Annotated in this window: 20 protein-coding genes; 11 read left to right on the top strand and 9 right to left on the bottom strand. The window is 36.0% G+C overall.

The window, feature by feature from the left end; all coding sequences use genetic code 11:
• The first annotated feature begins 40 nt into the window (after positions 1 to 40).
• Positions 41 to 868 (top strand): phosphate ABC transporter substrate-binding protein, encoded by an 828-nt coding sequence (locus FLB_RS09200; protein ID WP_064715667.1) that lies wholly within the window; start codon positions 41 to 43, stop codon positions 866 to 868.
• A 49-nt stretch (positions 869 to 917) separates the two neighbouring features.
• Here the strand turns inward: FLB_RS09200 and FLB_RS09195 are convergent, their stop codons facing one another.
• The 3 genes from FLB_RS09195 to FLB_RS09185 all read right to left on the bottom strand — a co-directional run bounded on the left by FLB_RS09195 (position 918) and on the right by FLB_RS09185 (position 6,514).
• Positions 918 to 1,979 (bottom strand): glycosyltransferase, encoded by a 1,062-nt coding sequence (locus FLB_RS09195; RefSeq protein ID WP_064715666.1) that lies wholly within the window; start codon positions 1,977 to 1,979, stop codon positions 918 to 920.
• A 161-nt stretch (positions 1,980 to 2,140) separates the two neighbouring features.
• The gene (locus FLB_RS09190; protein ID WP_064715665.1) at positions 2,141 to 2,677 is read right to left on the bottom strand and encodes a hypothetical protein; all 537 of its coding nucleotides are present in this window, start codon (positions 2,675 to 2,677) and stop codon (positions 2,141 to 2,143) included.
• 405 nt (positions 2,678 to 3,082) lie between these two features.
• Positions 3,083 to 6,514 (bottom strand): hypothetical protein, encoded by a 3,432-nt coding sequence (locus FLB_RS09185; RefSeq protein WP_064715664.1) that lies wholly within the window; start codon positions 6,512 to 6,514, stop codon positions 3,083 to 3,085.
• Positions 6,515 to 6,681: 167 nt separating this feature from the next.
• Here FLB_RS09185 and FLB_RS09180 point away from each other — a divergent pair, with 167 nt between their 5' ends.
• From FLB_RS09180 to FLB_RS09170, 3 genes are all read left to right on the top strand, one after another.
• Complete coding sequence (locus tag FLB_RS09180; protein WP_064715663.1) at positions 6,682 to 7,383, top strand: CPBP family glutamic-type intramembrane protease; 702 nt, start codon at positions 6,682 to 6,684, stop codon at positions 7,381 to 7,383.
• A 4-nt stretch (positions 7,384 to 7,387) separates the two neighbouring features.
• Positions 7,388 to 7,750 (top strand): DUF2200 domain-containing protein, encoded by a 363-nt coding sequence (locus FLB_RS09175; RefSeq protein ID WP_064715662.1) that lies wholly within the window; start codon positions 7,388 to 7,390, stop codon positions 7,748 to 7,750.
• A gap of 92 nt (positions 7,751 to 7,842) precedes the next feature.
• On the top strand, positions 7,843 to 9,141 hold the full coding sequence (locus FLB_RS09170; protein WP_064715661.1) for a TlpA family protein disulfide reductase: 1,299 nt from the start codon (positions 7,843 to 7,845) through the stop codon (positions 9,139 to 9,141).
• A gap of 69 nt (positions 9,142 to 9,210) precedes the next feature.
• Here the strand turns inward: FLB_RS09170 and FLB_RS09165 are convergent, their stop codons facing one another.
• Together FLB_RS09165 and FLB_RS09160 are read right to left on the bottom strand one after the other, a co-directional pair.
• Positions 9,211 to 10,470, bottom strand: a complete 1,260-nt coding sequence (locus FLB_RS09165; RefSeq protein WP_064715660.1) for an aspartate kinase — start codon at positions 10,468 to 10,470, stop codon at positions 9,211 to 9,213.
• 69 nt (positions 10,471 to 10,539) lie between these two features.
• Positions 10,540 to 11,016 carry a GNAT family N-acetyltransferase gene (locus FLB_RS09160; RefSeq protein ID WP_064715659.1) on the bottom strand — a complete coding sequence of 159 codons (477 nt, stop codon included), beginning with the start codon at positions 11,014 to 11,016 and terminating at the stop codon, positions 10,540 to 10,542.
• Positions 11,017 to 11,186: 170 nt separating this feature from the next.
• Here FLB_RS09160 and fbp point away from each other — a divergent pair, with 170 nt between their 5' ends.
• Positions 11,187 to 12,200, top strand: coding sequence for a class 1 fructose-bisphosphatase (fbp, locus tag FLB_RS09155; protein WP_064715658.1), 1,014 nt, complete (start codon positions 11,187 to 11,189; stop codon positions 12,198 to 12,200).
• A 561-nt stretch (positions 12,201 to 12,761) separates the two neighbouring features.
• Here the strand turns inward: fbp and FLB_RS09150 are convergent.
• Positions 12,762 to 13,193 carry a TerB family tellurite resistance protein gene (locus tag FLB_RS09150; RefSeq protein WP_064715861.1) on the bottom strand — a complete coding sequence of 144 codons (432 nt, stop codon included), beginning with the start codon at positions 13,191 to 13,193 and terminating at the stop codon, positions 12,762 to 12,764.
• A gap of 170 nt (positions 13,194 to 13,363) precedes the next feature.
• Between FLB_RS09150 and FLB_RS09145 the strand changes: the two genes are divergently transcribed.
• From FLB_RS09145 to FLB_RS09135, 3 genes are read left to right on the top strand one after another with little or no spacing between them, the layout of a single operon-like run.
• Complete coding sequence (locus FLB_RS09145) at positions 13,364 to 13,957, top strand: HupE/UreJ family protein (protein WP_064715657.1); 594 nt, start codon at positions 13,364 to 13,366, stop codon at positions 13,955 to 13,957.
• A gap of 2 nt (positions 13,958 to 13,959) precedes the next feature.
• On the top strand, positions 13,960 to 14,391 hold the full coding sequence (locus FLB_RS09140; RefSeq protein WP_064715656.1) for a deoxycytidylate deaminase: 432 nt from the start codon (positions 13,960 to 13,962) through the stop codon (positions 14,389 to 14,391).
• Positions 14,392 to 15,963, top strand: coding sequence for a S41 family peptidase (locus tag FLB_RS09135; RefSeq protein WP_064715655.1), 1,572 nt, complete (start codon positions 14,392 to 14,394; stop codon positions 15,961 to 15,963).
• A gap of 2 nt (positions 15,964 to 15,965) precedes the next feature.
• On the opposite strand, the gene FLB_RS09130 is transcribed toward FLB_RS09135, so the two are convergent.
• The 3 genes from FLB_RS09130 to FLB_RS09120 all read right to left on the bottom strand — a co-directional run bounded on the left by FLB_RS09130 (position 15,966) and on the right by FLB_RS09120 (position 17,449).
• On the bottom strand, positions 15,966 to 16,571 hold the full coding sequence (locus FLB_RS09130) for an FAD-dependent oxidoreductase (RefSeq protein ID WP_064715654.1): 606 nt from the start codon (positions 16,569 to 16,571) through the stop codon (positions 15,966 to 15,968).
• Positions 16,572 to 16,775 (bottom strand): hypothetical protein, encoded by a 204-nt coding sequence (locus tag FLB_RS09125; protein ID WP_064715860.1) that lies wholly within the window; start codon positions 16,773 to 16,775, stop codon positions 16,572 to 16,574. It lies immediately after the preceding gene.
• A 95-nt stretch (positions 16,776 to 16,870) separates the two neighbouring features.
• Complete coding sequence (locus FLB_RS09120) at positions 16,871 to 17,449, bottom strand: MarC family protein (RefSeq protein WP_064715653.1); 579 nt, start codon at positions 17,447 to 17,449, stop codon at positions 16,871 to 16,873.
• Positions 17,450 to 17,709: 260 nt separating this feature from the next.
• On the opposite strand from FLB_RS09120, the gene FLB_RS09115 reads away from it, so the two are divergent.
• The 3 genes from FLB_RS09115 to FLB_RS09105 all read left to right on the top strand — a co-directional run bounded on the left by FLB_RS09115 (position 17,710) and on the right by FLB_RS09105 (position 22,154).
• The gene (locus FLB_RS09115; RefSeq protein WP_064715652.1) at positions 17,710 to 18,276 is read left to right on the top strand and encodes a DUF3109 family protein; all 567 of its coding nucleotides are present in this window, start codon (positions 17,710 to 17,712) and stop codon (positions 18,274 to 18,276) included.
• Positions 18,277 to 18,540: 264 nt separating this feature from the next.
• Entirely contained in the window at positions 18,541 to 19,518 is a 978-nt protein-coding gene (locus tag FLB_RS09110) for a ribonucleotide-diphosphate reductase subunit beta (protein WP_064715651.1), read from the top strand.
• A gap of 212 nt (positions 19,519 to 19,730) precedes the next feature.
• A complete protein-coding gene (locus FLB_RS09105; RefSeq protein ID WP_064715650.1) occupies positions 19,731 to 22,154 on the top strand; it encodes a ribonucleoside-diphosphate reductase subunit alpha in 2,424 nt (807 codons plus the stop codon).
• The last annotated feature ends 44 nt before the right edge of the window (positions 22,155 to 22,198 follow it).

Genomic DNA, 22,198 nt, shown 5'->3' with positions numbered 1-22,198 from the left:
GGAGTTTCTATTTTTGTATTAAATGATATAAATTTTAAGAATGTATAAAACAAAATTAGCAGCTCTTTTAGTAGTTGTTATGATGATTGGATTTTCGTTTACTACTACTACGAAAATAACCGTAAAAGGATCAGATACAATGGTCATTTTATCCCAAAAATGGGCTGAGGTTTATATGAGAAAAAATCCAAGCGTATTTGTTCAAGTTACCGGTGGTGGATCAGGCGTAGGCATTGCGGCATTAATTAATGGGTCGACGATGATTGCCAATTCAAGCCGCCCGATAGAACAAGAAGAATTAGAAAAATTGAAAACCAAATACAAGCAGAATGGAATTCAAATTGCTTGTGCGAAAGATGGTTTGTCAGTGTATTTAAATAAAACCAATCCTGTAAATGAGTTAACCCTTGCTCAGTTATCCGATATTTTTTCGGGAGCAATCACGAATTGGAAACAAGTGGGTGGATCCGATGCTAAAATTCAGTTGTATGGAAGGGAAAGTAGCTCAGGGACTTTTGAGTTTTTTAAAGATCATGTAGTAAAAACTGATTTTGCTCATACTTGTCAAACATTGCCTGGTACAGCCGCCATTGTTAATGCAGTGAAAAAAGATAAGTTTGGTATTGGATATGGTGGTGCGGCTTATGCCGAAGGCGTGAAAGATTGTAAAGTTAAAAAAGATGCTAAGAGCAAAGGAATTTTGCCAACGGCGGCTACAATTAAAAATAAAACCTATCCTATTTCTAGATACCTTTTTATGTATTTGAGAGAAAAACCAACGGGTGAAACCAAAAAATTCATCGATTGGATTTTGAGTGACGAAGGGCAAAATGTAATTGTTGAGGTGGGATATTATCCTTTAAAATAAACCCAATTAGACTTCCTCCTTTTAATTAACGAAGGATTTTTTTTCTCGTTTAAAAAACAGACAAAAGTTCCTCCCAATCTATTGTGGTATTCATTTCTGAAAGTCCCTTGTAATCGGTGATTTTTGATAGCATTTCAATTTTAAAAGCTTCTTGAGAAGCATAAGGAACAATGCGTTCTTCATCAAGTTTGATCGCCAAATATTCCTGTTCGTATTGTCCAGGAGTAGGGATGAAAAAGGCTTTTTTACCTAATTTGACCAAATCCATAATCGTGGTATAGCCAGAGCGACACAAAATGAGTTCACTTTCATTAAAGGTTTGTTCTAACTGGCGTGTATTCATAAAATTGTAAAAAGTTACGTCACCAACTATTTCTTTAACTTGTGTTTTTTCGATGATTCCTTTTACGAAAACGACTTTACCTTCAAAATGTTTTACTTCCTCTGTTAGCTTTTTCTCAAGCATTCCTCTTTGAGGTTCTGGACCAGAAAGGATTACCATCAAGTCATAGACTTTTGGACTCTCTTTTTTATGTAATCGGCTCAAAGGGCCAATGTATTGTACTGGAAAATGATTGCCATTTACATGACCTAGTTTTCCTGTAAGATTGGGAGTTCCTTCAACATCGGGTACCCAACATTTAGTGTATTTTTTTATAATTCTTTGGTGTAATTTACTCGTAAACCAAGTAGTATTTCCAGTCATTACATTCAACTGATGGGTAATAAAAACAGAAGGAACATTTGGATTATAAACGCCTAAGCGGTTGTCTGAAATAATGCCTTCAATCTCGTATTTTTTGATCCACTTTTTGACCAATTTCTTTTCTTCTCTTATGGCTTCCAACATTTTTGGCAAGCTTTTGAGGAGTTTCCATTTAAAATTTTTGCCATTTTTGGCATATTCGATTTGGTAGGAGGGAAGTTGTAGGGTTTGAATATAAGGAAATTCTTTTTTTAACAATTCTAGTGCCACACCATCCGACGCGATGATGGGGGTGTAATTATTTTCTTGCAAGGCTTTTATAATTGGAATACAGCGAGTCGCGTGGCCTAATCCCCAATTTAAGGGTGCGATGAGTATCGTTTTTGAGGTAGAATCCAAGGTCATTTAGTGTGCAAAATTAAACATTAATACAGAGGCAAGGTAGCAATACTCTTGTTTTTTTAAGTTTACAGAACATTACTAAAAGTTTAATTTAACAACTGTTTACATAAAAAAAGGCTTTCTTTTTAAAGAAAGCCTTTGAAATACTGTGTTTTACGGGAAAACTAGTTTTCGATATAGGTTTTGTTTCCGTTTTTATTGATGTAATATTTCCCGCCTCTTGGGCCAGTATATACTTTTTTGCCGTTGTATTCACCTGTTACTTTGTCTGGAGTTTTTGGCGCTTTTTCGGTGGTTTCTTTGAGTTTAACCTCGGCTGTTTTTTTGGCTTTGGTAGCTTTTTCAGTTACGGCTTTTTCTGCTTTGCTTTTTTCTGCTTTAGCTGCAGTTGTGGCTTTTTTGGCTTCTTTTTCAGCAGTTTCTTTTTCGGCGGAGGCTTTTTTGGCAGCTATAGTTGCTTTTCTTTTTTCGTTAGCGGCTTGTTGTTTGGCAGCTTTAGCTTCAGCTTCTTTGGCTTCGGCTTCTTTTTTGGCAGCTATAGTTGCTTTTCTTTTTTCGTTGGCTGCTTTTTGTTTGGCTTCTTTTTCGGCAGCAGAAACTTCTGTTTTAGCTTTTGTAGTTTTCTTTTTGGTGGCTGTTTCTTGGGCGAAAATAGTGTTGGACGCGATAAACAAGAAACATAAAATCAGTATTCTTTTCATAGTTTTAGGGTTTTAAATTAATGGATTACTAAAACTACTAATTATTTTTGGTAAAAGGATATAAAGTTCTAAAAATCTTAGTTTTAGTGTTGGCAAGAATGCCTCAATTTTGCTTCTAGTCCTGATAGGAACGGCATCCTCTTGTCTTGTCCTTACAACAAGACAAGAGATATAGTGGATAGCAGGAATCCCTGCCGGCTGAAAAAGCCTTTTGTTGGCTCTCCTGATTATTTAATTTTTAACATATAAGTCAGATAAGTTTAAAGTTTAATCGTTTAAACAGCCGATTATTCTTTGCGAACATTGCGTAATTTGGGGTCTTTTATGTCCTTAAATTCCTTATATGGTTCAAAAAGTCAATAAAAAACTTGAATGACTTATATTTTATAACAATTTATAGCTGTCCTAAAAATAAGCTCTTAACTGCACATTTCCGGTGTGAATGGCGGTGCTGGTTTCGCTTTTGCGGCCTTGGTAGTTGAAATTAATATCTAGAAATTGGGTGATGTTTTTTTGCAATAACAAACGCCAAGTGAGGTTTTGACCGGTTTGTAAGCCTTCGAGCATTTGGAAACCTACAGCAGATTGAGCATTGCCATCGAATTGATTTTGATAAAAAGAGAGTTCACCGTTGAGGGTGAATTTGGCGTTGCGCGCATAACTAAAGGCGGTTCCCAATCGGTTTTGTTGCAGGGTTTCGGCTTGAGCGAGTTGGTTTTCTTTGTGTTGGAATTCATAAAACAATTCCCAACTGGCGTTTTTAGAAAACAAATAGCTGATTTTGGGAGCGATTTGATAGCCTTTGATGTCGAAATTTTTCTCAGCATAATTTTCGGAAACCACGGCGGTCGCCAATGTTTTGGTAAAGAAGTTCAGCAGCCAACTTTTTTGAAACAAATGTTGGTATTGCAACTGGTGTGAGGCATTGCTGTTTTCCTGTGAGCCATTGGACAATAAACTCTTGGATTTGTTTTGCAAATAGGTGTAAGTGACCGAGTGTTTTTGTTTGCCTCGATTGAAAAATAAACTGTTTCTGAAAACGGAGTTGAGTCCCAAGACATCGTCCTTCGGGCTTCCAAACGGATTCAAATCGAAATTACCGCCTTCGTTTTTAATTTTTCGGTCCATAATAAACGAGGTTTGGTTGTAAAAATAGGAGGCTATTTTTTTGATTCCTTTTTCGTTTTGCCATTGGTTTGGGTTAATAATTAGGGATTGCGAAAACTTATTTTGATGGGTTTTGATAAAGATTTGGTTGGGCAAAAACACGCGAATGTATTTCGCCAAATCAGGATAAGGCGCGATTTCGAATTCTTGTAATTCTTGAATGCCGTTGCCGTTGTAATCGTTCCAAGCATACACTCCTTGCCCCGCATTGACTTCTAAAAAGGTAAATTCTTGTTGGGCAATCGAACCCGAATTGGTTTCATAAGCGGTGGTGCTTTGTACCAATTGTTTCCAAAAACGGTCATTGTATACGACTCTCGAATTGAGGGAAGGCTCTTTTTGTGCGGAGTTATGGGTGTATTCCAAGACACGATAATTGGCAAAGACAGACAAATCGCTTTTGGCAGTTTGAAAGACTTTTGATTTTAAGCTGAAGGTTTGTGAATGGTTGACGCGTTGTAACACGCCATTTTGAATACTGTCGTTGGCTCTTTGCAAATATCCCACAGCCACGAAAACTTTGGTACTATCGCCGCGACCCGCAAAACCTCCTATCTCTGAAAAACGCTGGCTGATGGGGGTGAAGGTTTGTGTGCTTTTGATTTTTTCTTGGTTGTCTTCTAAACGGAAGGTAGCGCCCACCCAATTTTTCTTTTTGTGAAAACGGACTTGGGTTTGTTGGCGAACAAAATTTGAAGTGTTCAACAAGTTGTCGCTTTTGAGTACGCTAGTCTGATTTTGAAAACGCCAATTCGGAAGCTGGAAGTGCGCCATTATGCGGTGTTTTTGCCCAGAAAAAGAATCGGTAAAATCTAATTTTTCTAGTTGATAAGACGCATTGCCTTTTAACGCTCCTTTGTAGTTTGGGTTCCATTCGCTTTGGATTCCTGCAGTCCAGAAGCTTTGATTACCCGCAGTTGTGCTGCCCAAATTCCAATCCCGATTGAATTCGATGTTGAACAAGCGTTCTACGGTTTTGAAGCTTTCGGCTATGTATTGGTAATTGCCTATAAAATCCAAATTCCATTTTCCGGTAAACAAGCGTTGTTTGGTGTTGAGTTTTGCGGCTAATCCTTTGTTTTGATTGTCATCAAGACTCGAAAACAAGTTTTGGTCGTTGTTGCTCACGCCAATTTCAAAATCAGTACTGCTTTTTTCATTTGGCTGGTATTGACCTAAAAAAGTAGCGATTTGTATTTTTTTGGGAGCAATGAGCGGAATCGTTGGTTCATATTCTCCTTGTAAAATCCCGTTGATGGGCGCTATGTATTCGTAAATTCTGCCAATTGCTCCGGAGTTTTTTAGAATATAATTTCCTTGATTCGCACCTATATTACTGAAACGAACATTGTACAAAACAGCTTGGTCGTTGGTTGAAAATTCAAAGTATTCAATACCATTGGCGCTTTTTTTCTCATACAAGATTTTATTTTCAGAATACGAATCTTCATAGGCTGATGGCGCATTCATTTTGCTTGGGTCATTGCCCGCATTTTGTAAAATGGCGACTTGTTCTTTGGACAAACTTTGCTGTAAGGGTTGGTTTTTCAAGTCGCTTTCGGAATACAAATAACTACCAAAACGCCAGTTTTTGTTTTCGTGCATTCCACCTCCATACGCAACAATTCGGGTATAGTTTTGGTCTGTAAATTGGTATTCGACTACAATTCGCATTTCGGAAGTGATGGTGAATAAAGGGGTAAAGACCAACTCACCCGCGTTGTAATCCATCACATAATCGTTGTTTTCTCCTCGTTTTAGCAAATTGCCATTTACATACACGCGCTCCGAACCCGAAACAATTAATACGTAGGCTTCTTGATTATTTCCTTTGAGTTTATAAGGCCCTTGATTGCCTTCTTGACCAATAAATGAACTTCTAGCATATTGCCCTCTGACCAAACCAACAGCAGCCTCGATTTTGGTGTGTTTTTCGGTGTTGCCCCAATCGAATTGGGTACTCAAACCTTGTACTTTTTTGTTGAAATTCATAAACTGAGATGTTCGATTTTCTAAAAACAAATCGCCTCCGCGGACTCTCCAATCCTTGCTGTACAATTCCATAAAAATATTATCAAACTGATCCAATCTTTGCGAATAGCCTCCGTCTTGTAGCGGAATATTGCTGTCTTGAATCGAGGCGCTAATACTGACTTTATCTGAGAGTTTACCGCTGATTTGCAGGTCCAAATTCGAGTTGAGCACCGCGTTTTGATTGTTGCCCACCGTCACCCCACGCGTGATGCTTCCAGAGGTATTGAGCCCATCAAAAGGTGTTGTTTTTTTAGGATTCGTTTCTGCCATTTGATATAAAGTACCCTTCAGCGCTTCGTTGTTGACCACTAGACTATCCGAGTAGACTTGGTAGGTTTTCGTCAAAAAATCGGGATACTTTAGGTACTGAACCGTTAGTTCTTCGGCGGTAAGTGTCGAAATAGATTGTAACAGCAAATAGCCTTTTTCAAAATTCACGCTGTAGTTTGCGGTGGGAAGCGTCTCTTTTTTGTCGGTTGTAATTTTAAAAAAACTCGGATTGATACTTGTTTTTTCTAACCAAATGGTATCGGTAGTAACGCGGACTTTTTTAGTGCGATAGGACGATTGATTTTCCTGCGCGTAGACGCCAGAAAGCCAAAAGAAGACTCCAAGAAGCACAATTTTATTCCACATAGCTTACGATAACGTCTAATGTTCAAAAGTAGTATTTAATAGTGAATAGTAGTTAGTAATTAGTAATTAGTGATTTTTGTTTTGCAGGAATTAATAATATATTTGATAAGGATTGAAAGTTGTAATCCAATTTTATGAATATGTAATTCTATACTCAAAACCATTTTATGTTTTTCAATTTATTTACTGTTTTTAGCCCATCTCAAGAAATTCACCAGCCTTACGATTGGAAGTCAAAAATCAAAAACCTTTTGTTGTCTTATTGGTATATGTATTTAGCAATCCTACTAATTGTTTTATTGTTGCTCCAACCATTAGACTATTTTGTTACAACTATTTTGGGTTTTCCGTCCATAATAGAGTCTGTACAAAAGTCAGGAGTCAGGATTGCTACTTATTCTTTTTGGTATGTTGTTGTAATTGGTCCAATTATAGAAGAAATTACATTTCGTCTTTTTTTGAATTTCAATAAAAAGGAAATTTGCCTGAGTGTATTTTTTATGTTGCTGTTGGCATTAGGAATTCGGTTTACTAGTGAAGCCTTGTTTTTGCTTTCTACTTGGGTAAAGGTTGGAATTTCGCTTTCGGTTGTTGTAGTGCTGTATTTTTTTGTCATAGACAGCATCACTTTTTCAATTCGAATCCGAAGAAGTATAACAATAGTTTCAATACTAGCATTTGGGTTAGTGCATATTGGTAATTTAGAAAAGTTATATTTTTCTTTACTATTGATTTACCCATTCTTTGTTCTTCCACAAATGTTGATTGGTTATTTTGCTACTAATTTGAGATTGAAACAAGGTTTTGTTTGGGGAATCCTGCTGCATTGTATGACTAATTTGACTTTTTTTCTGTTGCATAAAATATAATACTATGGCACATCCTAAAAATTATGAACGCGTTTTTGCCATGACTTTTGCCAGTGTTTATCCGCATTATTTAGCCAAAGTCCTCAAAAAAAATCGCACCCAAGAAGAACTTGATATCATTATTTGTTGGCTAACAGGGTATACATCACAAGCCTTGCAGCATCAAATGGAAACGAAAGTAGATTTTGAAACTTTTTTTGCCCAAGCACCTCAATTGCACCCAAACGCTAGCCAAATTACTGGAGTAATTTGCGGTTATCGCGTTGAAGACATCGAACATCCTTTGATGCAGAAAATTCGCTATTTAGATAAATTGGTCGATGAACTAGCCAAAGGAAAAGCTATGGAGAAGATTTTGAGGAGTTAAATTTTTAATTAGTAAGTTTATGCTTTCTTTCGCGACAATAAATTGTAGTATTCTACGTTGAAATTTACAGTTAACCAACCCAACCTAAATTTATGAAAGTATTTAAAATTACGCTCTGCTTGTTGTTTCTTACTTCCCTATGTTTTTCTCAAAACATCGTTTTAAAATTTATTGGCGATAATGACGATGGTATTGCATTTATTGGTTGCTCCGAAAAATTTTTGATTGGCCCCAGAGGTTTCAGTCCTGGAGAACGAGAATTGGTGTTCAAGCTCAATCAGCCTGCAGTGATTAAATGTACGCATTACAAAAAAGCAACACCCATTTTTGCCTTGCCTAATGAAGTGATAGAATTTGATTTTAATAAAAAAGGGTTGATCGAATATTCTTGTAAAACCAACAAGTACCGAGCAACCGAATCGCAGTATTTGAATGAGAGTTTTGAAAAGTATGGAGTTGCAGAAAGTTTCTCTGATTATAATGAACTAAAAAGAATTCGTTCCATACATAAGGTGTTGAAAAATTTTGACCCAACGTATCAAAAAGAACAAGAATTCTTAGAAAGTAATTTTAAATCTGGAAATATTTCTAAAGAATTTTACAGTTATTTTAAAACAATGTATTGGTCTTTGATTAAAACGAATGAACTTGAAAAAGCAACTGTTGCTCCAGCTACAATTTTAGCAATAGAAGAGAGTTTTAAAGGAGCAGATTCCCTTTTTGTTGTGGATGAATATCGTTCATTATTAGAAATGTATATTAAAAAGTCTTTGGTTAAATCAGGAAATACACCTACCTTATTAAATAAACTAACATTTGTTACCACCACATTTCAAAGTCAAAAAGTCAAAGATTATTTCTTGTTTAAGAATTTGGATTTTTTTTTAAATGATCCAAAATCGATAACTAAACTAGATCAACCCTCTATTGATTTATTTAGAAAGTATTGTAAAGACCAAGAATATCTTGATGCTATCAATTTAGATTTACAACCTAAGAACAAGCCATTTGTGTTGCAAAGTAAAATTGATAAGTACAAAGGGCAATTGGTTTTGGTCGATTTTTGGGCATCGTGGTGTAAGCCGTGTAGAGCAGAATTCCCTGCTGAAAAAGCTTTGATGGATAAGTTTCCAGCAGTAGCGTTTGTCTTTGTTTCTACTGATCAAAGTGCAGCAGCTTGGGAAAAAGCAATGCTTCAGTATCCCAAGATTTTGAACAAAGACAATAGTTTTTTGCTTACAAAATCAGAAGAAGACCAATTAATGAAAGAGATTAAGATTTATTCTATACCTCGTTATGTTTTGTTTGGAAAAGATGGTAAAATACTTCACAAAGACGCCCCTAGACCTTCAAGTCCAGATATTGAAAAGTTATTACAACTTCATTTGTAATCCATCAACTGCAGTTTTTCAATAAAAAAAGACCATTTTAAAATAATTTCAAAATGGTCTTTTTCGTTTTTATAAAGTCTCTTTGGTGATGATTTGCATCGTTTCACGACTGACTTGTTTGAGTAGTACAATCTTATTTTCTTCTACCAATTTAGCGGCTTGGTCGTTAAAATGGCGAATGGTGTACAAGGTCACATCTTCGTTAAACTCAACTTTGAATTTCTTTGATAATTTAGCATTCAATTCCCCGAAATTGCCAAATTTATCTTCTACGCAAACTGAGAAACTAATCGCTGAGTTTTGAATCAAGTTCACTTTGATTTTGTATTGATGGAACAAAGCAAAGATTTCACTAATATTTTCCTCCATAATAAATGAAAAATCAATAGACGAAAGCGAAATCATCAACTGGTTGCGCTTCACAATAAAGCAAGGCAATTGAGGTTCTAAATCGGCTCCTTTCGAAACTGAAGTTCCTTTCAATAAAGGATTTATAAAGGATTTAACATACAAAGGAATTTCCTTTTTTTGCAAAGGTTGTAAGGTTTTGGGGTGAATTACCGTGGCGCCGTAAAAGGCTAATTCAATCGCTTCACGATACGAAATTTGGTTCAACAAACTTGCATTTTCAAAATACCTTGGGTCGGCATTCATCACTCCTGGAACGTCTTTCCAAATTGTTACGCTTTCAGCATTCAAGCAATAGGCAAAAATAGCCGCCGTATAATCCGATCCTTCTCTTCCTAAAGTGGTCGTAAAGTTATTTTCATCCGATCCTAAAAATCCTTGGGTGATATTTAGGCTTTTTGATTTAATGGTTTTGGTAATGTTCTTTTTGGTTTGCTCCCAATCTACTTCGGCATCACGATAATTAGCATTTGTTTTAATCAAATTACGAACATCTATCCATTGGGTTTCGATATCCATGAAATTCATGAAATAACTCAAAATAGTGGTCGAAATCAATTCCCCAAAGCTCACCACTTGGTCGTAAACAAAGTTGTAATTCGGTGATTTGTTATGTGCTAAAAAATATTCTAATTCAGCAAAAAGCAAATTAACCGCGCTAAAAACGGGATGATTTTCGTCTTCGAACAAATCCAAAACAATTTGGTTATGGTACTTTTTTACTTCTTGAACCGAAGAATTCAACTCGGGAGATTTATCAAAATAGTTCTTGATAACTTCTTCCAAAGCATTGGTGGTTTTACCCATAGCCGAAACGACCAACAATACTTCGTCGTAACCTACAGTTTTTAGTACGTGGTGTACGTTTTTTATGCCCTCGGCATCTTTTACCGATGCGCCTCCAAATTTAAATACTCTCATTATATCAACTTATAATTGTAAAACAATCTCTTGCTTTTGTGTATTTGAGCAGCAAGAGTTGCTTTAATGTTATTTACTTTTTTCTAAAAATGCTTCAATTCCGTTTTGATCCATTTGTACCACGCTCCAATCGTACAAAACTTTGGCTCCGGAATTCTCATAGAAAGCGATAGCAGGCTTGTTCCAATCCAAAACATTCCATTCGATTCTTCTCACACCATCGATTTTACCTTGTTCAATTATGGCCGAGTACAAGGCAGAGCCAAGACCAGTCCCACGCATACTTTCTTTGACCACCAAATCTTCTAAATGAATGGTTTTCCCTTTCCAAGTAGAATAGCGATAATAATACAAAGCAATCCCAACAATCTCTTGCTCTTTTTCGGCGACAAAGACTGAAAATAAAGGATTTTCGCCAAAACCGTCTCTGATCAAATCCACCTCGGTAATTACAACAGCTTCAGGTTCTTTTTCAAATGCAGCAAGTTCCTTAATAAGTGCCAAAACACCTTTCATATCTACTGAAGTTCCTTTTCGTATTATCATAATATTTGATATTTAGATTCTAAATTGACCGAAAAAACAGATAAAAACACATTTTTTTTGTCATTTTTATTGCAAAGATACAATAGTGCTAAACTATCTAAATAATTATCAATTCATTTTCACAAAAAAAACGATATTTGTGACTTCAAATTAACTACAACGATTTCGTAATGGAAGAACGCAACAAAACCTTAGGTGAATTTATCATCGAAAAACAAAATCAATTTCAGTATTCCTCGGGTGAATTATCCCGAATCATTAACTCCATTCGTTTGGCGGCCAAAGTAGTAAATTATAAGGTAAACAAAGCCGGTTTAGTCGATATTGTTGGAGCAGCTGGAGAACAAAATATTCAAGGTGAAGACCAACAAAAATTAGACGTCTATGCCAACGAAGTATTCATTCAAACCCTTATCAACAGAGAGATTGTCTGCGGTATCGCCTCCGAAGAAAACGACGATTTCATCACCGTCGAAGGCTCAGACAGCAGTCACAACAACAAGTACGTTGTATTAATGGATCCGCTTGATGGCTCTTCAAATATTGATGTAAACGTGTCGGTAGGAACTATTTTCTCAGTGTATCGTCGTGTTACACCCATTGGAACTCCAGTAACCATCGAGGATTTCTTGCAACCAGGCATCAATCAAGTAGCAGCAGGTTATGTAATTTACGGCACCTCCACCATGTTAGTGTACACTACAGGGCATGGCGTGAACGGCTTTACTTTGAATCCTGCTATTGGAACATTTTACTTGTCGCATCCCAACATGAAATACGCTCCTGATGGAAAAATTTACTCCATCAACGAAGGGAATTACGTGCATTTCCCACAAGGAGTCAAAGATTATATCAAATATTGCCAGCTCGAAGAAGGCGATCGCCCGTATACCTCACGCTACATCGGAAGTTTGGTGTCCGATTTCCATCGTAACATGATCAAAGGCGGAATTTATTTGTACCCTACCAGCTCCAAAGCACCCAACGGAAAATTGCGTTTGCTTTACGAATGCAATCCTATGGCTTTCCTTGCTGAGCAAGCTGGCGCCAAAGCCTCGGATGGTTTTGGTCGCATCATGGAAATCCAGCCTACAGAGTTGCACCAACGCGTGCCATTCTTTTGTGGCAGCTACAATATGGTCGTAAAAGCCGAAGAATTTATGGCAAAAGCAAAAAATAAATAGGAGCGAAACAGTAGGCATTTTCAGCAAACAAGGGTTCCTGCTCTCCGCTATATCTTTTGGGGCGAACCCCGCCCCAAAAGGATGCCGCTGCGATCAGGGCTAAAAGAACAGCAATGCGCTTCTTTGTAAACATAAAAAATGCGTTCTTTTTTTAAATAGGCTTCAGCTTTAGCTAGGGTTATCAATTAGGATAAATTTTGAATTGGCTCCAGCTTTAGCTGGAGATTTTGTTTTATGTTATAATAATTTTTGAATTGGCTCCAGCTTTAGCTGGAGATAAAGGAATAAATGTAAATTGGCTTTAGCCAAAATTCAATATTTTTGGCTAAAGCCGATAAAATCTAGCAAATCTTATCCCTCCAACTAAAGTTGGAGGCAATTAAAGACTAATACACAAAAAATTGCGACAATTGGTACCCTATTAAAAAACAGAATTTGTCGTACCACTCAAAAAAAACCGGTAGCTGTAAAAAAGCACCGGTTTTCTGTTTTAAAATATTTTTCACTAACGACTAAGAACTAGCTACTAATCACTAGTCACTAATTACTAATCACTAATTACTATTTATTCATATTCTTCATTTCAAAAACAAAGGTGTCTAAGTCTACTTTTTTGTCAAGGAGTGTCAAAGCTTTGTTGATAATATACCCTACATTTCCAGGTGTAAAGCCTAGCGCCAAACCAAAACGCACCAATAATTGTTCTTGTGCATCACCCAAATGATGATCTACGTGAACCATACGACCCAAGTCATATAATCTTTCTAAACGTTCCGTATACAAATACGGCGGATTAATATCGTAGTTCAAGGGATTTTTCAAAATTTCGTGGTATTCCTCGGTCGAGATTTCCAAACGAGAAGCCAGTTTGTCCAAAAAAGCTTGCTCTTCGGGCGTTGTATTTCCATCTGCTAAAGCTACACGAACAATAGCTGAAAAATGACCTTTGTTGCGTTGTTTGAATTCGTTATCAAATAAATCTGAAATTGACATAATAGTTGTTTTTTTTGTGTTTGAAATAAAGGTACGAAAATATTCAAAAAAGTAAGAAAGTGTTCTAGAAATAATCCATTTTTTTATCAATGGATTACAATTTTCAAGCTCTTCCTTTTCAAAAATTATCGTAAGTTTACAAACCCTTAATCAAAAATAGTTATTTCCCTATGTCAGAATTTTGGATTTATTTTCAAATCGGTTTACGCCACGTTTTAGATATTCATGCTTATGATCATGTTTTATTTTTAATCGCCTTAGCAGTTCCTTATTCGTTTAACGATTGGAAACGCATTTTGTTATTGGTTACTGTGTTCACACTAGGCCACACCATGGCATTATTTCTTTCGGTTTATGGTATTGTAGCTATAAAAGTAAATGTAGTCGAATTGCTGATTCCTATTACGATTTTGATTACCGCATTGTTTAATTTGTTTACTGCTGGAAAGTCCAGTAAAAAAGAGAGTATTAATCTGGTGTTTTTTATCACTTTGTTCTTTGGAATCATTCACGGTTTAGGATTTTCTAACTATTTCAAAACTATATTAGGCGGAACGGCCAACTCAAAATTATTACCGTTATGCGAGTTCGCTTTAGGAATAGAAGCGGCGCAGATTGCAGTAGTTTTTGTAGTTTTGGTGTTGTCATATATTGTACAAACAGTATTTAGATTCTCCAAAAGAGATTGGACTTTGGTTATGTCTTCTTTCATAATCGGTGTAGTGCTTCCAATGATTGTTGAAAGTGAATTTTGGTTACGATAATAATGAACGAAATAAAATTAAATAAATACGACAAAGCCTACTTGCGAATCGCCAGAGAATGGAGTTTGTTGTCGTATTGCAAACGCAAGCAAGTAGGAGCTATTATTGTAAAAGACCGGATGATTATCTCGGATGGTTACAATGGAACGCCTTCAGGATTTGATAATTGTTGCGAAGACGACGAAGGATTAACACGTTGGGATGTATTACATGCCGAAGCCAATGCCATTCTCAAAGTAGCGCGATCCACACAATCTTGCGAAGGAGCCACCTTGTACATCACACTTTCTCCCTGCAAAGAATGCAGTAAGTTGATTCACCAATCTGGAATCAAAAGAGTCGTGTACCAAAACGGATATCGTGATGATTCTGGAATACAATTTTTAATAAAAGCAGGCGTTGAGGTCATACATATTCCCAATTTAGACGACTAAATGAAATTCGAAAACAAATATTTGCCCATACTTTTGAGTGCTACTTTAGCACTCGGCGTGGGTATTGGCGGATGGTTAAATATTTCGAAAAATCCTGGTTTAGTAGCTTCAAATTCTTCTAAATCAAAGTTGAATTCTTTGATTGATTTCATCAATAACGAGTATGTAGACGATGTCAATACGGATTCTATTGTGAATATGACCGTAGATAATATTTTGGCCAAGTTAGATCCTCATTCTGTTTATATTCCGCCAAGCGTACAAACTCAGGTTGCTGAGAGTATGAAAGGAGATTTTGTAGGGATTGGAATCAATTTTTACATGTACAAAGATACCGTTGCCGTCATAAAACCTGTTGCGAATGGCCCTTCGGCAAAAGCAGGAATACAAGCCGGTGACCGATTACTATATGCTGGAAAAACCAAATTATTCGGGCGTCATTTGCCCAGTGACAGCCTTTTTGCAAAGCTAAAAGGAACAGTGGGCTCTGATATTGAAGTGACGGTTTACCGAAAAACCACACACCAAAAACTCAAATTCAAAATAAAAAGAGCCATCATTCCGCTAAAAAGTGTTGACGTGGCTTTGATGTTGAATCCTACGGTGGGTTACATCAAAATTAACCGTTTTGCCGAAACTACTTTAGAAGAATTTAATGCAGGATTGGCACAATTGAAAAAGCAAGGCGCACAAATTCTGGTCTTGGATTTGCGTGACAATGGCGGAGGTTACATGGAAGAAGCCATAGCAATAGCCGATCATTTTTTGAAAGATAACGACTTGATTGTTTTTACGAAAAGTAAAAGCGGTACGATAGAAAAAACCTTCGCTACCGAAAAAGGAAATTTTGAATCGGGCAGATTATTCGTTTTAATCAACGAAAATAGTGCTTCCGCAAGCGAAATTTTGGCTGGAGCGATACAAGACAACGATCGCGGAACCATAGTTGGCCGTCGTTCTTTTGGTAAAGGGTTAGTGCAACGCGAAATGGATTTTAAAGACGGTTCAGCCGTGCGTTTGACCGTAGCTCGATATTATACTCCTTCAGGGCGTTCGATACAAAAGCCTTATGCTAAAGGCAATGCCGATTATTTTAAAGAATCGGAACACCGTTATTTGAATGGCGAATTGTATCACAAAGACAGCATTAAAGTTGCCGATACGTTGAAATTTAAAACCAAAAAAGGCAAATTAGTCTATGGCGGTGGCGGAATCGTTCCTGATGTTTTTGTGCCAATAAGTACCGAAAAGGAAGAAGAAAATGCAGCAATATTAGAACAATCTGGAGTGGTTGGACATTTTGTTTTTGAAGTCTTGGACCAAGATCGAAAAGCGTTTAAGGGATTAACTTTCCAAGAATTTCAAATGCAATACAATGCTGAGAAGTATTTTGACCTCTTTCAAGATTACCTTAAAAGAAATGGTTTGTTACTTCCATTAGAAAAAAGTAAAATAGCGGTAAATCAATACATCAAAGCGGAATTTGCCAGACAATTATACGGCGAAGATTATTTTTATCAAATTGTCTTGAAACAAGATGAAATGGTCAAAAAAGTCTTGACTAAAAAATGAAATTAACGAATGCTATCATGTGCATGCGTTTGCACGCCATTATTCCATAAAGTAAGAATGTCTGTTGCAACTGCTGCGCCACTTCCAGCTGCAATGGCTAGTTGACTTCTCCAGCCTGCTAATGTGCCTATTACATAAATCCCTTCCGCTACTTTGTGGTCTATATTTCGCAATTGTATGCGTTGTTTTTCTGGTAATGCTTTTTGGTGAGGTTCTACAAACTGCATCAAGCCTTCAATGGCAAATGTGTTGGCTGATCCGATACCAATAATAATGTTTTTGGTGGTATAGGTGTTTTTGTTTGTAACAACCTTAAAAACAGGGTAGTCGTCCTCGATTTTAAATACTTTTTCTTCGGGAATTTGAATGATGTGAGGATAGGAAGTGCCTAATTGTGAGAGGCTCTGTTTTAACAAATCACTCCCTAATGTACCAGCAGGAATTCCGTAGGTATTATTGAATAAGGCTTCTTGTAGCGAAGAGGTTTTTTGATGGGTAATAATTCCAATTTTTTTGTTTGAAACAAAAGATTTGCTCTGGGCAGAACCTAAAACTAAGGCGCAAGAAACTCCCGAAACACCTCCGCCGATAATTAAAACATCAAACATTTAGATGTTGTCGTTCATTTTTTCTTCAATTTTTTTAGAAATTCTAAAAATCAGAAGAATTAAAATAGCACAAAAAGAGGCTCCAACACCAATAAGTGCTACTCCGCTATTACCTTTGAAAGGCTCTGAGAAGTCCAATAGGGTAATATTAAAAACGATTAAAGCAACAGCTAAAAAAATTAAAACAGTAGTAAAGATCTTCATGGGATTCATTAAATTATGATTTAATCCTCCAATATTTTGTGGTCAACATGGGGTGATTAAAAGTATTCGAGGCAGTAAATTTATAAAATTTTACTTTAGACAAACAAACCTTTAACATTAGCTGCAAATAATTTAACAGCTATAGCCAAAAGGACAACTCCAAACGTTTTACGAACGACTCCAAGCCCGTTTTTGCCCAACATTTTTTCGATTTTACCAGAAGATTTCAAAACAAAATAAACCAATACAATATTTAGAATAATGCCGATAATAATGTTGATGGTATGAAATTGAGAACGAAGGGATAATAAAGTAGTCATGGTTCCTGCTCCTGCAATTAAAGGAAAAGCAATAGGTACTATGGAGGCAGAATTTGCTTCTTCGTCTCGGTACAAGTGAATGCCAAGAATCATTTCGAGTGCCAAAAAGAAAAGCACAAACGAACCTGCAACAGCAAAAGAATGCACATCAATTCCGATTAAACTTAAAAATTCTTCTCCTATAAAAAGAAATACGATCATGATTAAGCCAGCAACAAGAGAGGCTTTTTCAGATTCAATATGTCCATGTTTGGCTCTAAGGTTAATGATGATTGGAATAGAACCGACAATATCAATCACGGCAAATAGTACCATTCCTACAGTAGCGACTTCTCTTAAGTTGAATTCTAACATACTTTTTTTGAGGACAAAGGTAAAACATTGTATAGATTTTTAGTAGTTTGTCGCAATAAATAGTAATTTTTTAATAATTTTTATCAAAAAATAAGCTTCCATTCTTTGCTTTACTTGTAATTTGGCAGTTGTTGATAATCGTTTTATCAAAGCTATTTTTATTTATTAAAGTAGCTTAATAGTTAAAGAAGGATTAAAAAACAGTAGACTCCGTGAGTTTCATTAACTTTGCCTCAAAAATAAAAAAAACAAGCACACTCATGTTTCAATTAGGAAAAACTATCGTATCCGAAGATATACTCGAAAAAGAATTTGTATGTAATTTATCTGCTTGCAAAGGAGCTTGTTGTGTTGACGGAGATGCTGGTGCACCTTTGAGTCTTGAGGAAACTAAAATCCTTGAAGCCATCTATCCTAAAGTAAAACCTTTTTTGCGCAAACAAGGTATAGAGGCTATAGAATCGCAAGGAACTTGGCTAAAAGGAACAGATGGGGATTTAGAAACGCCATTAATCGACAATAAAGATTGTGCGTATGTTATTTTTGATGGAGCCACAGCGCTTTGCGGCATCGAGCAAGCCTACAACCAAGGAATAATCGACTGGAAAAAACCAGTATCCTGTCATTTGTATCCTATTAGAGTAAAAGATTTTAGTGATTTTGCTGCCGTCAATTACGACAAATGGGATATTTGCGACGATGCTTGTTCTTTAGGAAAAGAATTAGAGGTTCCGGTATATAAATTTGTTAAGGAAGCCCTTATTAGAAGGTTCGGAGAGGATTGGTATATGGAGCTCGAAAAAGTAGCAAATGATCTAAAAAAATAAATCCAAAAAATATCTTTTTTTGCTTGCATAGGAGTTTTAAAATCCTATATTTTACGGCACTTCATTCGGTTTTTTAAAATTCAAAAAACTGTAAATCAGTGAGTTAAAAAATAATAATTTACAATTTCGAAAATACCCCTTTGTTAAAAACTAGAGTCGATTGTGAATAAGTTTGACTTTTAATACACGCAATATTTCACAATCTTTGTAATCCCCAGATGGATTAAATTTCTCTTTAAAAATCAAAAAAAAGAAACAATAAAAATGTCACAATTAGAACCAATTTTACAAGAAAATAAAAATCGTTTCGTGATTTTTCCTATCAAGCATCATGATATTTGGGAATGGTATAAGAAAATGGAAGCCAGTTTTTGGACTGCAGAAGAAATTGATTTATCTCAAGACTTAAATGATTGGAATAATAAGCTAAGTGAAGATGAAAAGTATTTCATCAAGCATATTTTAGCTTTTTTTGCTGCTTCAGACGGGATTGTAAATGAAAATTTAGCTGAAAACTTTGTAAACGAAGTGCAATATGCAGAAGCTAAATTTTTCTATGGTTTTCAAATTATGATGGAAAACATTCATAGTGAAACCTACTCTTTATTGATTGATACTTATGTAAAAGATGAATCAGAGAAAAACGAGTTGTTTACCGCTATTGAAGTATTTCCTGCCATCAAGAAAAAAGCTGATTGGGCGTTAAAATGGATTGAATCCGATTCATTTGCAGAGCGATTAATTGCCTTTGCAGCGGTTGAAGGAATTTTCTTTTCAGGAAGTTTTTGTTCTATTTTTTGGTTAAAAAAACGCGGCTTAATGCCAGGATTGACATTTTCTAATGAGTTGATTTCTCGTGATGAAGGTGTTCATTGTGATTTTGCAGTACACTTGCATAATCATCATCTGATTAATAAAGTTCCAAAAGAGCGAATTAGAGAAATTTTAGTTGACGCTTTAAATATTGAAAGAGAGTTTATCACTGAATCACTTCCGGTTAGTTTGATTGGAATGAATGCAGGGTTAATGACTCAATATTTAGAATTCGTAACCGACCGTTTGTTGGTTGAGTTGGGTTGCGAAAGAGAATATAATACCACTAATCCTTTTGATTTCATGGACATGATTTCATTACAAGGAAAAACCAATTTCTTTGAGAAAAAAGTAGCAGAATATCAGAAAGCGGGCGTAATGAACACAGATAGTGACGCGCAGAAGATTTCATTCGACGCTGATTTTTAAAAAAAGTTAAGTAGTATCGTTTAGTAATTAGAAGTAAGTAGTTCTTTTTATTGCCTATTAAATTCTGTCTTTTTTAGACATGACTTTTTATGGTGATAAGGAATCATTTGCCTCTTACGATTCAATACATTCAAGGGATTAGCTTCCCAATTCAATTATTACAAATACCCTAAAATAGCAAAGGGATTTGCTGTTTTTTAAAACCAAAAATTATGTACGTAGTAAAAAGAGATGGCCATAAAGAGCCGGTAATGTTCGACAAAATCACAGATAGAATTAAAAAACTATGCTATGGTTTGAATGATTTAGTAGATGCTGTAAAAGTAGCCATGCGAGTAATCGAAGGCTTGTATGACGGCGTGTCTACTTCTGAATTGGATAATTTAGCGGCAGAAACTGCTGCTTCAATGACCATTGCGCATCCAGATTATGCACAATTGGCCGCTCGTATTGCTATTTCTAATTTGCATAAAAATACCAACAAATCGTTCTCAGAAACCATGAACGAAATGTATCATTATGTAAACCCAAGAAATGGTCAAAAAGCACCTTTACTTTCTGATGAAGTACATAAAGTAATCATGGAAAATGCTGAATTCTTGAATTCTCATATCATTTATAACCGTGATTTTAATTATGATTATTTTGGTTTTAAAACCTTAGAGCGTTCTTATTTATTGAAAGTCAATGGAAAAATAGTTGAACGTCCGCAACACATGTTGATGCGTGTTTCTGTGGGTATTCATTTGGACGATTTAGAATCGGTTATTGAAACCTACGACTTAATGTCTAAAAAATTCTTTACCCACGCGACGCCAACCTTATTTAATGCGGGTACTCCAAAACCTCAAATGTCTTCTTGTTTCCTTTTGGCGATGCAAGACGATAGTATTGACGGAATTTATGATACGTTGAAACAAACGGCTAAAATTTCACAATCGGCTGGAGGAATTGGACTTTCTATTCACAATGTGAGAGCTACAGGTTCATATATTCGCGGTACCAATGGAACTTCAAACGGAATTGTTCCGATGTTGCGTGTTTTTAACGACACCGCTCGTTATGTAGATCAAGGAGGAGGAAAACGTAAAGGAAGTTTTGCAGTTTATGTAGAAACTTGGCATGCTGATATTTTTGAATTTTTGGATTTGAAAAAAAATACTGGAAAAGAAGAAATGCGCGCTAGAGACTTATTCTATGCGATGTGGACTTCGGATTTGTTCATGAAACGTGTGCAAGAAGATGCACATTGGACTTTAATGTGTCCTAACGAATGTCCAGGATTGTATGATGTATATGGAGAAGAATTTGAAACCCTTTATGCTGATTATGAAAGCAAAGGAAAAGGAAGAAAAACGATCAAGGCTCGTGAATTATGGGAAAAAATTCTAGAATCTCAAATCGAGACGGGTACGCCTTATATGTTGTACAAAGACGCGGCTAACCGCAAATCAAATCAAAAGAATTTAGGAACTATTCGTTCTTCAAACTTGTGTACCGAAATTATGGAGTACACGTCTAAAGATGAAATTGCGGTATGTAACCTAGCTTCTATTTCTTTACCAATGTTCATTGAAAATGGCAAATTTGACCATGAATTGTTATTCAAAGTAACTAAGAGAGTAACTCGTAATTTAAATAAAGTAATTGACAGAAATTACTACCCGGTAAAAGAAGCTGAAAACTCTAACATGCGTCACCGACCAGTTGGATTGGGAGTACAAGGTTTGGCCGATGCCTTTATTTTGTTACGTATGCCTTTTACAAGTGATGAGGCAAAGAAATTGAATCAAGAAATTTTTGAAACCCTTTATTTTGCTGCGGTTACTGCTTCAATGGAAATGGCCAAAGAAGAAGGGGCTTATTCTACTTTCGAAGGTTCGCCAATTTCTCAAGGGGAGTTTCAACACAATCTTTGGGGACTAAAAGACGAAGAATTATCTGGAAGATGGGATTGGGCGTCTTTAAGAAAAGAAGTTATGCAACATGGTGTTAGAAATTCACTATTGGTTGCGCCTATGCCAACAGCATCCACTTCACAAATTCTAGGAAATAACGAAGCATTTGAACCATACACCTCTAATATTTACACAAGACGTGTACTTTCTGGAGAGTTCATAGTTGTTAACAAACATTTGTTACATGACTTAGTAGAACGTGGTTTGTGGAATGAAACGTTGAAACAAGAAATCATGAGAAATAATGGTTCAGTTCAGAACATTGACGCCATTCCTCAGGATTTAAAAGAATTGTACAAAACGGTTTGGGAAATGTCTATGAAAGATATTATCGATATGTCTCGTCAAAGAGGGTATTTTATTGACCAGTCACAATCTTTGAACTTGTTTATGCAAGATGCTAATTATTCTAAATTAACTTCAATGCATTTCTATGCTTGGCAATCAGGATTAAAAACAGGAATGTACTATTTGAGAACCAAAGCAGCAGTAGACGCTATCAAGTTCACTTTGAATAATGACAAAAAAGAAGAGGCAATTCCAGAAAGTAAACCTAAAGCAAGACCTCTTGAAGCGGTTGAGGTCGAAACGGTAGAAATGACTCCTGAAGAATACAGAGCCATGATTGAATTGGCCAAAAATGCAGGACCAGATGACTGCGAAATGTGTGGTTCTTAATTGATTAAATCCATCGATAAAAATGAAAACAGCTATCCAAATCG

The organism is Flavobacterium succinicans (assembly GCF_001662485.1).
In the GTDB taxonomy this organism is placed as follows: Bacteria; Bacteroidota; Bacteroidia; order Flavobacteriales; family Flavobacteriaceae; genus Flavobacterium; species Flavobacterium succinicans_A.
The sequence above is the reverse complement of the archived record's forward strand: the minus strand, read 5'-3'. Positions and strand labels throughout refer to the sequence as shown.

Bases quoted from the DNA above. Each gene is read 5' to 3' on its own strand.
- FLB_RS09190 (WP_064715665.1), bottom strand. From the start codon at position 2,677: ATGAAAAGAATACTGATTTTATGTTTCTTGTTTATCGCGTCCAACACT.
- FLB_RS09140 (WP_064715656.1), top strand. From the start codon at position 13,960: ATGAACGAAATAAAATTAAATAAATACGACAAAGCCTACTTGCGAATC.
- FLB_RS09135 (WP_064715655.1), top strand. From the start codon at position 14,392: ATGAAATTCGAAAACAAATATTTGCCCATACTTTTGAGTGCTACTTTA.
- FLB_RS09115 (WP_064715652.1), top strand. From the start codon at position 17,710: ATGTTTCAATTAGGAAAAACTATCGTATCCGAAGATATACTCGAAAAA.
- FLB_RS09185 (WP_064715664.1), bottom strand. From the start codon at position 6,514: ATGTGGAATAAAATTGTGCTTCTTGGAGTCTTCTTTTGGCTTTCTGGC.
- FLB_RS09150 (WP_064715861.1), bottom strand. From the start codon at position 13,193: ATGTCAATTTCAGATTTATTTGATAACGAATTCAAACAACGCAACAAA.
- FLB_RS09180 (WP_064715663.1), top strand. From the start codon at position 6,682: ATGTTTTTCAATTTATTTACTGTTTTTAGCCCATCTCAAGAAATTCAC.
- FLB_RS09160 (WP_064715659.1), bottom strand. From the start codon at position 11,016: ATGATAATACGAAAAGGAACTTCAGTAGATATGAAAGGTGTTTTGGCA.
- FLB_RS09120 (WP_064715653.1), bottom strand. From the start codon at position 17,449: ATGTTAGAATTCAACTTAAGAGAAGTCGCTACTGTAGGAATGGTACTA.
- FLB_RS09125 (WP_064715860.1), bottom strand. From the start codon at position 16,775: ATGAAGATCTTTACTACTGTTTTAATTTTTTTAGCTGTTGCTTTAATC.
- FLB_RS09130 (WP_064715654.1), bottom strand. From the start codon at position 16,571: ATGTTTGATGTTTTAATTATCGGCGGAGGTGTTTCGGGAGTTTCTTGC.
- FLB_RS09145 (WP_064715657.1), top strand. From the start codon at position 13,364: ATGTCAGAATTTTGGATTTATTTTCAAATCGGTTTACGCCACGTTTTA.
- FLB_RS09105 (WP_064715650.1), top strand. From the start codon at position 19,731: ATGTACGTAGTAAAAAGAGATGGCCATAAAGAGCCGGTAATGTTCGAC.
- FLB_RS09175 (WP_064715662.1), top strand. From the start codon at position 7,388: ATGGCACATCCTAAAAATTATGAACGCGTTTTTGCCATGACTTTTGCC.
- FLB_RS09200 (WP_064715667.1), top strand. From the start codon at position 41: ATGTATAAAACAAAATTAGCAGCTCTTTTAGTAGTTGTTATGATGATT.
- FLB_RS09170 (WP_064715661.1), top strand. From the start codon at position 7,843: ATGAAAGTATTTAAAATTACGCTCTGCTTGTTGTTTCTTACTTCCCTA.
- FLB_RS09110 (WP_064715651.1), top strand. From the start codon at position 18,541: ATGTCACAATTAGAACCAATTTTACAAGAAAATAAAAATCGTTTCGTG.
- FLB_RS09195 (WP_064715666.1), bottom strand. From the start codon at position 1,979: ATGACCTTGGATTCTACCTCAAAAACGATACTCATCGCACCCTTAAAT.
- fbp (WP_064715658.1), top strand. From the start codon at position 11,187: ATGGAAGAACGCAACAAAACCTTAGGTGAATTTATCATCGAAAAACAA.
- FLB_RS09165 (WP_064715660.1), bottom strand. From the start codon at position 10,470: ATGAGAGTATTTAAATTTGGAGGCGCATCGGTAAAAGATGCCGAGGGC.